13 protein-coding genes are annotated in these 13703 nt (G+C 58.0%); 4 read left to right on the top strand and 9 right to left on the bottom strand.

Annotated elements, in window-relative coordinates; translation table 11 throughout:
* Positions 1-11: 11 nt before the first annotated feature.
* From F8N44_RS20220 to F8N44_RS20195, 6 genes are read right to left on the bottom strand one after another with little or no spacing between them, the layout of a single operon-like run.
* Positions 12-1115 carry a hypothetical protein gene (locus tag F8N44_RS20220; RefSeq protein ID WP_007910541.1) on the bottom strand — a complete coding sequence of 368 codons (1104 nt, stop codon included), beginning with the start codon at positions 1113-1115 and terminating at the stop codon, positions 12-14.
* Complete coding sequence (locus tag F8N44_RS20215) at positions 1106-2338, bottom strand: phosphoribosylaminoimidazole carboxylase (RefSeq protein WP_150651535.1); 1233 nt, start codon at positions 2336-2338, stop codon at positions 1106-1108. The genes F8N44_RS20220 and F8N44_RS20215 overlap by 10 nt, the downstream gene beginning before the upstream one ends.
* On the bottom strand, positions 2335-3447 hold the full coding sequence (locus tag F8N44_RS20210; protein ID WP_150651534.1) for a polysaccharide pyruvyl transferase family protein: 1113 nt from the start codon (positions 3445-3447) through the stop codon (positions 2335-2337). The genes F8N44_RS20215 and F8N44_RS20210 overlap by 4 nt, the downstream gene beginning before the upstream one ends.
* A 15-nt stretch (positions 3448-3462) precedes the next feature.
* A complete protein-coding gene (locus F8N44_RS20205) occupies positions 3463-4545 on the bottom strand; it encodes a glycosyltransferase (protein ID WP_150651533.1) in 1083 nt (360 codons plus the stop codon).
* A gap of 40 nt (positions 4546-4585) precedes the next feature.
* Complete coding sequence (locus F8N44_RS20200; protein WP_150651532.1) at positions 4586-6814, bottom strand: polysaccharide biosynthesis tyrosine autokinase; 2229 nt, start codon at positions 6812-6814, stop codon at positions 4586-4588.
* A gap of 39 nt (positions 6815-6853) precedes the next feature.
* Complete coding sequence (locus tag F8N44_RS20195; protein ID WP_150651531.1) at positions 6854-7294, bottom strand: low molecular weight protein-tyrosine-phosphatase; 441 nt, start codon at positions 7292-7294, stop codon at positions 6854-6856.
* Between the two features lie 293 nt (positions 7295-7587).
* On the opposite strand from F8N44_RS20195, the gene F8N44_RS20190 reads away from it, so the two are divergent.
* Positions 7588-8544, top strand: a complete 957-nt coding sequence (locus F8N44_RS20190) for a cellulase family glycosylhydrolase (RefSeq protein ID WP_150651530.1) — start codon at positions 7588-7590, stop codon at positions 8542-8544.
* 202 nt (positions 8545-8746) lie between these two features.
* The gene (gene tal / locus F8N44_RS20185) at positions 8747-9673 is read left to right on the top strand and encodes a transaldolase (protein WP_150651529.1); all 927 of its coding nucleotides are present in this window, start codon (positions 8747-8749) and stop codon (positions 9671-9673) included.
* A 196-nt stretch (positions 9674-9869) separates the two neighbouring features.
* On the opposite strand, the gene rssC is transcribed toward tal, so the two are convergent.
* Together rssC and rssB are read right to left on the bottom strand one after the other, a co-directional pair.
* Complete coding sequence (gene rssC / locus F8N44_RS20180) at positions 9870-10352, bottom strand: anti-sigma factor antagonist RssC (protein ID WP_003226553.1); 483 nt, start codon at positions 10350-10352, stop codon at positions 9870-9872.
* On the bottom strand, positions 10352-11533 hold the full coding sequence (gene rssB / locus F8N44_RS20175; protein WP_150651528.1) for a two-component system response regulator RssB: 1182 nt from the start codon (positions 11531-11533) through the stop codon (positions 10352-10354). The genes rssC and rssB overlap by 1 nt, the downstream gene beginning before the upstream one ends.
* A gap of 275 nt (positions 11534-11808) precedes the next feature.
* Here rssB and F8N44_RS20170 point away from each other — a divergent pair, with 275 nt between their 5' ends.
* A complete protein-coding gene (locus tag F8N44_RS20170) occupies positions 11809-12108 on the top strand; it encodes a PilZ domain-containing protein (protein ID WP_150651527.1) in 300 nt (99 codons plus the stop codon).
* A 53-nt stretch (positions 12109-12161) separates the two neighbouring features.
* Here the strand turns inward: F8N44_RS20170 and F8N44_RS20165 are convergent, their stop codons facing one another.
* On the bottom strand, positions 12162-12851 hold the full coding sequence (locus F8N44_RS20165) for a VacJ family lipoprotein (protein WP_038362262.1): 690 nt from the start codon (positions 12849-12851) through the stop codon (positions 12162-12164).
* A gap of 198 nt (positions 12852-13049) precedes the next feature.
* Here F8N44_RS20165 and F8N44_RS20160 point away from each other — a divergent pair, with 198 nt between their 5' ends.
* Positions 13050-13670, top strand: a complete 621-nt coding sequence (locus F8N44_RS20160) for an HAD family phosphatase (RefSeq protein ID WP_150651526.1) — start codon at positions 13050-13052, stop codon at positions 13668-13670.
* The last annotated feature ends 33 nt before the right edge of the window (positions 13671-13703 follow it).

Here is a 13703-nt window from a genome sequence, read left to right as displayed (position 1 = left end):
AAGCACCTGCCTCAATTCAGAATTCTTGATTCAACCTGCACCGGTTTGTTCGCCCGCAGCATCAAGCCCAGGCCGACAAACAACACCGGCACCACCATCGAGAAGTGCCGGGCAAAGGAACCGAAGTCCGGCTCGAACAGACCTTGCACCAGCAGAAACGCCAGCGGGATCGCGATCAGTTCCTTGGGTTTGGTCTGGATCGGCGCGCCCTTGTAATCGGTCGAGGTGATGACTTTGAACAGCAGCAGCGCGGTCATGATCATCAACGCCACGAAAATCACCTGCCCCGGACCCGACAGCAGAATCAGCTCCACCGGGAACGACAAGCGGAAGAAAATGATCATCGAGTCCAGCGCCTGCGAAACGAAGTCGCTGCCGCTGAGCCACGACACGATCAACGATTTCGAGCCCTCCTCGCCTGCCGTGCGCAACTCGTTGTTGCTGGCGCGAATCGACGACACCGGAAAGCCCAGTGCGATCTGGATCGACATCGCTACCGCCAGGTAGAACAGGAACAGCATCAGAAAGAACGTCGTGCGCGACACATACTTTTTCATCACGCAGACGCCGACCCACGACAGCGAAAACAGAATCCAGTAAGGCCGGATCAGCACGCCGTAGATCACCGCCGAGAGAAAGAATCCGCCGCGATATTTACGCGTAAGCGAGCTGAGCAGAATGCTCAACACCGCCACCGACACGATGATTTCCTTGGTCAGGTTCTCCAGGAAAAACGAACGCACAATGCCCCACAGACACAAGGTGCCGAAGATCGCCAACGGCATGCGGCGGAACACCACCACCGGAATCGCCGTGAGGAAAAAATTGCAGAACATGCCGTAGGCCCAGGCATTGGTCAGGTTGATCCCGGTGGGCCGCAGCAGGAACGCCGAACACTCGTAGGACGAGCGATCCGGCGAGAACGGGTTCCAGAAATTGCAGTTGTCGGCGCGGGCGTAGGACGACCACAAGGTCATCGCATCCGGCCCCGGATCACGAGGGATCAGCAGCGGCATCGCCACCGAGAGAAACAACCCGGTGAAGAGGATCAGGAACGAAACATACGAATCGAGTCTCTTGCCACGAAACTCGATGCACGGCAGCTTCAGGCCCATGACAATGCGGCCTTTTTCGCCTGGGTCGCACGGGTCAGCACGGCAATCACCACAAGCTGCACGATGATCGCGAAGACATTGCCCCACGCCGCGCCGTAGATCGAATAGTGCCTGATCAACAGATAGCTGACCGGCACTGAAATCAACAAACAAATGGCAGCGCTGGCCAGTGATACGCGACTGTTTTTCGAGGCAATCAATCCGCCCCAGACAATGTCGCCAATCGCCCGCAAGGCGAAGGAGAAAATCAGTACGCCGAGGATCGCATTGTCCGGACGCGGCACGCTGGTGGCGACGTAATCGAGCACCACGTTGAAAAACACATAGATCGCCACTGCCACCGCTGTCGACACTACAAGCGAGCGCATGACCCACTTGTTAATGAACAGTTGCTTGACCGTGAATACCTGCTGATCAGCCTGAAAACGCTTGGCCAACACCGGTATGCCGACCACCGCCACCACCGCATACGACAGCGCCTGCAAAGTGTTGGCCGCCGACCACGCGTACACATATTTACCGAGGCTGGCGTAGGGCTCCAGGTCGATGATCAGAAAGCGCTCGGCGTACTGACTCAGCGCGATCAGCCCGGTGCCGAGGTAGAACGGCAAACCAGCCCTCCATACGGTGCCCGTGGCCAGCGTCCCGGCAACCCGGCCCTTGTGCACGTTCACCACGATCAGATAACCGGCGATGATCACCAGCACGTTGGCAGCGACCCACAGCCACAACACACTGGCGATTCCCGAGACCCAATCGAGCATCATCCCGCCCACCGCCAACAGCGCCCACAGGCCGGTCTTGATGAAAAACAGCAGCGCACCGGCCGTGGCTTTCTGCGCGGAAAACACGAACGAGTTGATCTCGAACGACAGGTGCTCAGTGAGCAACACCAGCGTCACACAAAGGATCAGCGCGGCGCTCGCTTCAACTGTCTGGAACAGTGAATAAATCAGCACCGTCACCACCGACAGCACCAGCCCCACCGCCAGATACAGCAGCAAAACCTTGTCGACCACGCGGCGCGAACTGCCACCGACGCTGATCAAGCGATTGATCTCGGAACTGAAACCAACGCTGTAGAACTTCGACGCAATCAGCGATGCCGCGACCACCACACCGTAAAAGCCCAGCGCCTCATACCCGAGGTAATGGGTGATCGCCAACACCAGCAAAAACTTCGCGCCCAAGGCTCCGCCGCGAAGCAGTAGCCGAAATATCATCGAATGACACCCTTGATGATCTCGTCCATGGCCACGGTTTTCGCTTCGATTTCACGGCAGGTATCGGTCAGGCGCTTGCCGAAATTCGACAGCGCATTCGGCGCGTAAACCGTGTCGATGATGGTGTCGACATTGATGTCGCCGCCGTTGATCACCCAGTCCTCGACACCCATGTCCTGATAGGCGCCAAAGCCTTTGCGTTCATAGCTGACGTGGTACGCCGGCACGCCGGATAGCAGCGACTCGATAGCGCCGTGCAGGCGCACGGAGATCACCAGGTCCGGTTGGTATTTGGCAATCGTCGCCTTCAGCGACAACAGGTCTTCAGTGATACCCAGCTCGCGATAAAAAGCGCCGTCATCGTTGCCGCGTACCGCGCTCTGTACCGCGCAAACCACTTTGCTTTTGTTCTTCAAACGCTGCAGCAGCAATTTCAGGTTAGCCACGTAAGCGACTTTCTTTTCCTTGCTCCACTCCGGCGGCTTGCGCAGTACCACGCACACCGTGGCTGGCGATGACGCGCAGCGGGTGAACTTCGCTTGCTGGAGGATTTTGCTCGCCAGCGACTGCACCGCCAGATCCGGCGCGCGGTAGACGTTGGCGCAGGCATCGAAAATCGCCGAAGAGCGATTGTCGCGCACGAACACCGCGTCGGCGCTGGCGTAGTGCTCGACGATCTTGCTGCTCTCGCCATGGAACGGGCCAATGCTTTGCGGCAGGTACACCGACGGCACTTTGCTGAGGATCGCGGTTTCCAGTTGTTTGGCGTGGCCGAGTTTCAGCTTGATGTGTTCGAAAGCGCTTTTCGAACGCATGTAGCCGCCGCCAACGCCGACGATCAGGTCGGTTTTCTTCAGCAGATCCGCCAGCCCGGCGTAGGACTGATTGAGGAACACCGCTTGCTTGACCCGGCCCAAACCCTTGGCCGCCATCACCGGCGCGTCGAAACGCGGGTGCGGCAAGTAGCTGAAAGAGTCCGGGTCGGAGGCCACGACGCTGATCGCGGTGTCTTCGCCAAAGTTGCGCTGCACCAGCGCGATGGCCAGATCGACGAGCAAGCCGTCACCGGAGTTGGACGCACTGTAGCCATGCAAAATCGTTACGTTCATATGCTTGAGTTCTACTTAAAAAGTGGGAGCGCGATACAGGTCGTAGGTCTGGCGAATCATCAACGCGGCACTGAAACGCTCGCGGACGATGCTGCGCCCTTGGTTGCCGAGGTCGAGCAAACGCGGCTTCTGGATGATCGTCAGCACGTCGGCCAATGCCTGGTGATCACCGGACGGGAAGACATAACCGGAGACTTCATTGGTGACCAGTTCAGGCAGCGACGTGCAGTTGCTGGCAATCACCGGCAAGCCCATGGCCATGCCTTCCAGCGGCACCATGGCGAAACCTTCCCAGCGACTCGGCACGATCAGCGCATCGGATTGTTGATACAGCGCCTGCACTTCGCTCGGGGTGACCCACGGCAGGTACTCGACGCCGTCCATCGGCGGGCACTCGACCGCGTCCTCATTGACGGCACTGCCGACCACGGTCAGTTTCATGTCGCTGCGCTGCACCTTGGCGTAAGCCTTGAGCAGCACATCGAAGCCCTTTTGATAATCGAGGCGACCAACGAACAGCAGATGAATCGGCTCGTTGCCAACCGCTTTCTGCGCGTCTTCCTTGCGATGAATGCCGTTGTAGATCAGCGTCATGCGCTTGCGCTCGATGCCGAAGCGCGCGGCTTTGTCGAGTTCGTACTGGCTGACGCAAATGATCACGTCGGTGACTTTCTGCAGCACCCGCTCGATCCACGCATAGACTTTCTGCTTGGTCGGCGAGCTTTCCATCAGGAACGAAAACGCGTGCGGGCAGTAAACGATTTTCGGCTTGCGCCACGGTCGCAGCAGCACACACACGCAACGACCGATTACCCCGGAAAAGGTGCTGTGCAAATGCACCACGTCGGGTTTTTCCTTGAGCATCACCTGGGTCAGGCGCCAGGCGAAACGCAGCAACGACGGCACATTGCGCCCGGTGCGGAGGAAGGTGCGGATCTGCTGCGCGCCGATGCCGTGCAACTCCTTGGCCTGATCCTCGGGGACCAGATACACCAGCTCGTAGTTCGCCGCATCGCCTTCGGGCGAAGCCGAAATCGTCCGGATCACCGTCGCGACGCCACCTTTGATCGTCTCTGCCACGTGCAGTATTTTCTTCACAAATCACCCACTTCAAACAGGAAAAAACAGTCGCTGACAGTCAGGATTTGTCGGACGCGTATTCGTAGTTGTAATAGCCGTAACCGCCGTTGCCGTAGTAGCTGGCCGCGCGCTTCTCGACGCCGTTGAACACCGCGCCTTTCAACTCGATGCCGTTCTGCGCGAAGCGGCGAATGGTCAGTTCGATTTCTTTGGCCGGGTTCACCCCGAAGCGCGTGACGATCAGGCTGATCCCGGCTTCACGGCCGACAATCGCGGCATCGGTCACCGCCAGCAGTGGTGGCGTATCGATGATCACCAGGTCATAACGCTCGCTCAGTTCGGCGAGCAATTCGCGGAAATTGGCGTGCATCAGCAGTTCGGAAGGATTGGGCGGCACCTGACCGCGACTGATGAAATGCAGGTTGTCGACTTCGATTTTGTTGATCGCCTGATCGATGCTGCAGCGCTTGACCAGCAGGTCGGACAGGCCGTTGGTGATCGGCGTGTTGAGGGTTTTGTGCAGGTGACCTTTGCGCATGTCGGCATCGATCAGCACCACGCGCTGGCCGCTCAACGCCATGACCGCTGCGAGGTTGGACGAGACAAAGGTCTTGCCGACTTGCGGGCTCGGCCCGGAAATCATGATGCGGTTGTTGGTTGAATCGAGCCCGGCGAAATGCAGGCAAGTGCGCAGGCTACGGATCGATTCGATCGACAGATCCGTCGGATTACGCAGGGCCAGCAGGTACGCCGGTTTGTCGACGCCGTCGCGGGCGCGACCTTTTTTGTTGTCTTCTTCATCCTGCAAGGCGCTGTACGGAATCGACGCGTACACCGGCAAGCCGAGTTGCTCGATGGCTTCCGGGCCTTCCAGACCACGGCTCAGGGATTTGCGCAGCAGCACCAGCGCCACGCCGACAAAAGCGCCGAGGAACGTAGCAATCAGCACAATCAGGGCTTTTTTCGGTTTGACCGGACTGGTCAGGTCGACATCGGCCGCGTCGACCAAACGCACATTACCCACGGCGCCGGCGCGGACGATGTCCAGTTCCTGGGATTTGTTCAGCAACTGCGTGTAGATCTGCGAGGCCACTTCGACATCGCGGGTCAGGTTGAGCAACTCTTGTTGGGTCGCGGGCAGATCACCAACTTTGCCTTCCAGCGATTTCTGTTGCTGGGTCAGTTCGCCAATCTGGCTCATCAACGCGCGATAGGCCGGGTGCTGCTTGGTGAACTTGCGATCCATCTCCGCCTGCTGCATTTTCAGCTCGGAGATCCGCGTTTCCAGCGCCACCGACTGGCCGAGCACCGACTGGGTTTCCAGCGAGATGTTCACGGTCTTGCCGTGGGTCTGATAGGCGTTCAACGCATCACTGGCCTTGGCCAGATCGCGCTTGACCTGCGGTAACTGGCTCTGCAGGAAAGCCAGACTTTGCGCCGCTTCCGCCGAAGTGCGGCGCACGTTCTGATCGACGTACAGCGCGGCGATCTTGTTGAGAATCTTCACCGCTTCAGCGGCGTCGCTGCTGGCCAGCGCCAGTTTGATAATCCCCGATTCCTTGCCCTGCTCGGAGATATCCAACGCGTCCTGATAGCCTTGAATGGTCACGATTCGCGGGTTGCGCACCACTTCGAAACGCGTACCGGGATTCGCCAACAACTGGGTGATCTGCCCTTCTACGCCATCTTGCGCGAAGGCTTCACCGGCAATGCCTTCCACCAGCAGGTTGTCGTTGTCATCGAGTAGCTGGAAACGCTTCTGTTCGCCGGCAATCAGGGTGAGTTTCTTGCCCAACAGCTCTTTGGGCAGATTGAGCCGGGCGAACTCCAGACGCTCGCCGCCCCAGGCATAGCTGTTCAGGCCGAAACGCGGCGCAGCGACGCTGGTTTCGGTCTCGCCGCGATAACGCCGGGCGAGAAAACCGCCAATCATCGGGAAGGTGTTGGGGGTGACATCGATGTCCAGGCGCAGGTCGTCAACAGTTTTGCCGATCACCGCGCGGGATTTGATGATGCCGATTTCGGTCACCGACGGCGATTGCCCACCGAGCATGCTGTTGAGGTCGGAAAACCCGAGCATGTCGTTCTTTTTCGGCTCGACTTGCACCAGCGCATTCGCCAGGTACACGGGCGTGGCCAAAACCGCATAGGCCACACCGGTGACCATAAAGGCCCCGGTCAATGCGCCGATCAACCATTTCTGGTCGATCAAACTGCCGAATATACCGAGCAGATCAATACTGTCTTGATCATTGTCGCGGGTGCCGATTACGGACGGTAACTGCATAAGTCTGTTCTTACCATTCATTGATCTGAAGAATATTCATCAACGCACGAGGCGTTGTGCCCATGAGCTGACAGCATCTTCAATCAATGCATGGGCATGAATAAAAGCGGCCTTGCCTTGACGATAGGGATCTTGTATTTCGCGCTCGCTCTGCCATTTACCGAGCAGAAATACTTTGCCTCTCGCGTGAGAGGCAATCTTCAATACTTGATTAACATGCTGTTTTTCCATGACCAGAATCAGGTCTGATTCATTGACGATGTCCGCGGTCAGTTGCCGTGCCGTGAAGCCTTCGGCGCTATGCCCATGGTCTTCCAGCACCTGACGTGCGGAAGCTTCGACGCCCTCGCCAACCCGTGCTGACAGGCCTGCGGAGGAAACGGTGATCGCTGAAGGCGCCAGCGCGTTGCGCAGCATCAGTTCTGCCGTCGGACTTCGGCATATATTGCCCACGCAAACAACAAGGATCTTTCTGAACAAGGTTTTACTTTCCTGTGTAATGTCAAACGGCCAACATCCCGAGAGCATTTGAATGAACCCTCAAGATCTTCCTGCACTCAGAAATAGATTCGCCCTGTTAGTACTGGAGCATTAAGTACCACAGCGTCTAAAAGTCCCCCAACCACAATTAGCGGACTAAAAATAACTGTGATTTTCGGCTGTTTGATTTCCGACAAAAAATAACATTCACGCACTAAGTGCCATCATTTCGTTCGAAAACCGAGTAACGAGATCAATATTCGTAGTTGTCACTTCTCTTCGGGAGAGCAGACATGAAATCAGCACATCTCAAACGACTCGGCGCGCTGGCGCTGATGACACTGGGTGCAACGACCGCGCTGCACGCCAGCGAAACGTTTCCCAACCTTCCGGCGAAGAACATCGGTGTTCAGGTGAAGATTCAGAACTTCACGGCTGCGGACGCCGCGCAGATCAAATCGGCCGGATTCGGTTTTGTCCGCTTCGGCGTGTGGAGCGACAGCCTGACGGCCAAGGCTTATCAGCAACAAGTCAGTAATGCTTTTACGGCGGCCAGATCCGCCGGACTGCCGGTTCTGCTGACGGTTCGCGCCATCAAACCGTTGCCTGCCGGGTCTACTGCCGATCTGGCCACGGCCGGTGAAGGCTTTGCCAAGGCGGTGACGGGATTGCAACAGTCGTACAGCGCGCAACTGGTCGCGATCGAACTATGGAATGAACCCGATCTGGAAACCTATTGGCCGACGGGCAAGTTCGACACCACGTTTGTGCCGTTCATGAGCGCCGTGTGCAAGACACTGCAAGGACAACCGCCATCGACGCCGGTAATCGGATACGGTTTCGCCCGGCCACCCAGCGCTGGCTCGGCTTCCACCGTAGCGCTGAACCGCATCGTCAGCGAATACCCGAAATGCTTGAGCGCCGTGTCCTATCACCCGTATGGCATGACGGCCGCGCAGATCAGCAACGCGCAGGCATTTATTCAGCAGAACTTCCATCTGCCGGGCGTCATCAGTGAATGGGGAATCTCGGCACTCGCGTCCAACGGCGGTGCCGAAGGTCAGGCGAGCAAGATCAATGCGTTTATCGGCGATGTTAAAAAACTCAACATCCCGCTGACCTCCATCTACGAATGGAAGAACAGCGATACGGGCAGCAATGAACGCGAGAAGAACTTCGGCCTGCTGATGTCCGACGGGCAACCGAAACCGGCGCGCATGTCGGTCGAAGCCCTGTTGAACGCCCAGTAGCACATACACAACCGGCCTGTTCGCAGGTCGGTTGCTTTGAACCTGTTGGCTGTTTTGGCATCGTATTCATCGATAGCCCGCCCCACCTTTCAAACAATCGTTTTCAGGTTGTTGCCGCAGGGGCCATCGATACACGTACACGCCCTTGAGTGACCGTCAGCGCTCGGGTAATGTCATCAGACCCATAGGATAGAGCACGCCCATGACTTCCAAGCTGGAACAACTCAAACAATTCACCACCGTTGTTGCCGATACCGGCGACTTCGAAGCGATCTCCCGAGTCAAACCGGTCGACGCCACCACCAACCCTTCCCTGCTGCTCAAAGCGGCGGCCATTCCGGCGTACGCCGAGCTGCTGAACGCTTGCGTCAGCGACTGCAAGGGCGATGTCGGCCTGGCCAGCGACCGTTTCGGCGTTGCGGTGGGTCAGGAAATTCTCAAAGTGATTCCGGGCCGCATCTCCACCGAAGTGGATGCGCGCCTGTCGTTCGACAAGGATGCCGTGCTGAAGCGCGCGCATCGCCTGATCGAACTGTACGACAAGGCCGGCATTGGCCGTGATCGCGTTCTGATCAAGATCGCCTCGACCTGGGAAGGCATCCGCGCCGCCGAAGTGCTGGAGAAGGAAGGCATCCAGACCAACCTGACCCTGCTGTTCTCCTTCGCTCAGGCTGCGGCTTGCGCCGATGCGGGCGTGTTCCTGATTTCGCCGTTCGTGGGCCGCATCTACGACTGGTACAAGAAGGCCAACGGCAATGAGTACACCGGTGCTGATGATCCGGGCGTACAGTCGGTCACCCGCATCTACAACTACTACAAGGCCAATGACTACAAGACCGTGGTCATGGGCGCGAGCTTCCGTAATCTCAACCAGATCGAGCAACTGGCCGGCTGCGATCGCCTGACCATCAGCCCGGACCTGATCGACAAACTGGCGGCCGATACCGGCAAGCTGGAGCGTAAACTGGCACCGGGCAATGCCGGTGAAGCCCGTCTGAGCCTCAATGAAGCGCAATTCCGCTGGTTGTCCAACGAAGACGCGATGGCCACCGAGAAACTGGCTGAGGGCATCCGTCAGTTTGCTCGCGACCAGGAGAAGCTTGAGGCGCTGTTGCAAGCCAAGCTGTGATTTGAGTTAGGGAAATGCAAAAGGGCGAACCTTCACAGGTTCGCCCTTTTTTATTCTGCATTGAGAGCCGCGTTGACTGAACTGAAGCCTTCGCGAGCAAGCTCGCTCCCACAAGGGGATTGGTGATCGACACTGATCCAGTGTGGGAGCGAGCTTGCTCGCGAAGGGGCCAGCCCAGACACATCACATCATGAAATCAATGCCGCTCGAGGGCATTCACCAGATCATGGAACGCTTCACGATTGGAATCGTTGAGGCCCATGAGGATCTTGTGCGCTTCGAGCACCTTGATCCGCACCACTTCTTCCGACTGGTCCTGATCCGGCAGGTCGTCCAGGCACTCAGGGCATGGCACCGGGTGGTTGACGATGTTGAACACCTGCTCGAAACCCATCGATTGCAGCAGACGGGTGATGTCTTCGTGGGTGGTGACGACGGTCGGCAGCAGGCCGACCTTCTGCCGCGACAGGATCGACAGTTTGGCCAACAGGCCCAACGTCGTGCTGTCGATGCTGCGGGTTTCGGTCAAATCGATCACGATCGCGTTGAAATTCAGCGCGGTGAAGATTTTCTCAATAGTCGCATCCAACGCCGAACACAGGGTCAGGCGAACTTCACCGACAAACTTCAGGACAAAGGTGCCGTCCTGCTCGGCGAACTGGATTCTACCGGTACTCATTAAAGATTCCTGCTCAACACCAACAGGGCGATATCATCCGGCATCTCCCCTAGCGTGGCCAATCCAAAAACTTGCCGCAGACCATCCAGGCTGCCGCCCGCCGACTTCACCCGTTGAGGCAAAGCGGCTTCTTTTTCTTTGAGCGTAGGTTCTGGCAAAAGATCCAGAATGCCATCGGACATCAGCGTCAGGCTGAACGTCGGCGGCAGCTCAAGCACGTGATCTTCGTAGGTGGCTTCATTGAAGAGGCCCACCGGCAGACCACGCCCTTCGAGATAACGAACACTGTCAGGCGTGTACAACACAGGCAACGGCAGATGGCCGCCGATGCTATAGGTCAACAAACCGGTCTCCTCGTCGATGACTCCACCGACCATTGTGACGTGTTTACCCAGCTTACAACTGATCAGCCCCCGGTTGATATGACCAAGGACTTCCGAAGGCTTGAATTCCGGCAATGTGCCGTTGCGCTTGGATTCGAACAGCAAGCGCGTAGTCATGAACTTCAACAGCACGGTGACGAAGGCTGAAGAGGCACCATGCCCGGAGACATCCGCCAGGTAAAACGCGACCCGGCGCTCGTCGACACGGAAATAGTCGACAAAATCACCCGACAGGTACAACGACGGGATGATCTGGTGGGCGAACCTGAACTCGTCGATGCTCCACGGGCTTTCCGGCAGCATGTTCATCTGCACCTGGCGACCGGCGTTCTGGTCTTCCTGGAGCAGGTTCAGGCTGGCCTCAAGCTCGCGGTTGGCCTTTTCCAGCTTCTCGCGGTAGCGCTGGTTTTCCAGCAGCAGACGCGCACGATCCAGGGCCCGGCGCACAGAGTGCTCGAGCACAGCCAGATCTTCGAGAGGCTTGATCAGGTAATCCGCCGCGCCCAGACGCAGGGCCTCGACCGCATCGTTCATCACGCCGGCACCCGACACCACGATCACCGGCGTTTGCGGTGACCGCTCAGTGACCTGACGTATCAGTTCAAGACCGCCCATCTGCGGCATGCGCAGATCGCAGATGACCAGGTCGGGCGTGTCTTGCTCGAATACCTGAAGACCCTGCTGGCCGTTGCTGGCCTGCAGGACGCTGAAACCACTGTCTTCCAAATAGGCCGCGAGGCTCGCGCGCACTACTTCGTCATCATCGATTATCAGCAGCGTGGCACTGGTTTTTGGCATGTGGGCAAACGGCGCCAGAATTAGGTTGGCGTAGTTGGCGGGGCATCGGGCCCTGCGCAAACTACTGGATTCGCTTTCTAGCCTCTCTGCTGCACCGCTTTCGAGCATTGGCTGCAAACGCGGTTACATCAGAGGTGCCCTTCTAAGGCGCAGACGGTACTCCCATCCGCAGAGCGTTTCAAGCATGCGCCGATGGTCGCTTGACGACTTTACTTGTCAAATCACCGAGAGTTATAAGAACAGCTCAAACCGTAACCCAATGGAAGGACGAACCTATGAGTCAAACCAGTCGGGACTACAGCGAAAAGCGCGATTTCATCCGCATGCGGGTCGATGCCGATGTCGTGTTGATTCATGAAGGGGATGAGGTTTCAGGGGTGTGCATCGACCTCTCCAGCAGCGGCATGCAGGTCGCAGCGCCGCGCCAGTTCGCGGTCGGCGACCGTTTGAGCGTGCGCATCGACTCCGAACACGCGGCGCTCAGCGGGCTTGAAGCCGAGACCGAAGTGGTCTGGATCAAGCCTCAAGATGGCGGCGGCCAGAAGCTCGGTCTGACCATTCTGAAGATGAAATAGCTACACACAAAAAAGGCGACCCTGGAGGTCGCCTTTCTTTTTACCGGTCGAGATTAAAAATCGTCTTCGACCTGGCCATCCTTCACTTTGAACTCGCGGTTCTGCAAGTAAGCATTGCGGATGAAGGTGTACTTGTCGCCGCTGATCAGCTTTTCGCTCGACAGCAGGCTGGCACGGGTGTCGACGATGTTCAGACCGAAGATCGAGTTACGCGTAGGTACGTGGTCGATGTAGCGGTACATACCGGTGTAGCTGTCGACGTACTTGGAAGGCGCATCGCGTAACGTGCTCGGCCCCATCAGCGGCAGCATCACGTACGGACCGCTACCCACGCCCCAGTAACCGAGGGTCTGACCGAAGTCTTCGTCGCTACGGTTCAGGCCCATCTTGGTGCCGACATCGAAGAAACCCAGCAGACCGAACGTGGTGTTGAAGATCAGGCGAGCGGTGTCGACGCCCGCAGCAGCCGGTTTGGCTTGCAGGATGTTGTTGGCAAGGTTGGTGACGTCACCGACGTTGCGGAACATGTTGTGGATGCCGTCTTCGAGGAACTGCGGCGTTACAAACTCATAGCCCTGGGCCAATGGCTTCAGCGCGTAAGTGTCAACGAAGTCATTGAACTGGAAAATCGGGCGGTTGACGCTTTCCCAAGGGTCTTCTTCCGTTGCCGCCTGAGTGGCGAACGGCGCCAGCAACAGGCCGGCACATACACTTAGCTGAGCGAGCGGATAGCTCCAGCGCATAGAAAAACTCCTTGGATATGTACTGTCGCGGGCATCGGGGCCCGGGCATTAAGGCCGCTAGTATAAGCGCAAAAGCCGGTTTGGGCAGTCGGCCAATTGTGCAAAGTTGTAGGACGCCTCCCACGCCGTGTTTCACATAGTCGTCACGCAACTGTCACCTGGAATGACTAGCCTTATCGCTATTTCAGGGACGCTGCCATGACACACGCCGAAACCTTGCCCGTCGCCGCGTCCAGCCTGACCGCCGTACTGTTTGGACTCAGCGGCTGTCTGGTGGATTTCGGTGCTCGCGCTCGTCTAAATACCATCGCCCGGCCCGAATATGCCGAGGCCACGCCGGGCGCGCTAGAAAGTCTGCACAGTTTGCAGCGCCAGCAGATTCCTTGCGCGTGGCTGGATGAACTGCCCCCTGCCCTCGCCCAATCGTTGTCGGCCTCACTGCCGGCGTCAATCAAACCTGCGCAACATTCGGCAACAATCAATCCATGGCCTGCGCCGAATGCCTGCTGGCAAGCCTTGATGGACTTGAACGTCGCCAGTCTGGACGGCTGCGTACTGGTCAGCGGTGAGCCGCGCCTGTTGCAGGCCGGCCTGAACGCCGGGCTGTGGACCATCGGCCTCGCCTCCTGCGGCTCGCTGTGCGGCCTGGCACCGGGCGAATGGCAAGCCTTGAGCCAGAAAGAACGCGAACAGTTGCGTGGCAAGGCGACCGTGCAGTTATTCGGGCTGGGCGTGCATTCGGTGATCGATCATCTGGGCGAACTCGACACCTGCCTGGCGGACATCAGCCTGCGCCGGCTCAAAGGCGAAAAGCCCTGATCGGGATCATGCAGGTTTGCCGGGAGTGGATTA

Source organism: Pseudomonas fluorescens (assembly GCF_902497745.1).
Lineage (GTDB): Bacteria > Pseudomonadota > Gammaproteobacteria > Pseudomonadales > Pseudomonadaceae > Aquipseudomonas > Aquipseudomonas fluorescens_BM.
Note: the sequence above shows the minus strand (reverse complement) of the source record. Positions and strands in the feature narration are given on the sequence as shown.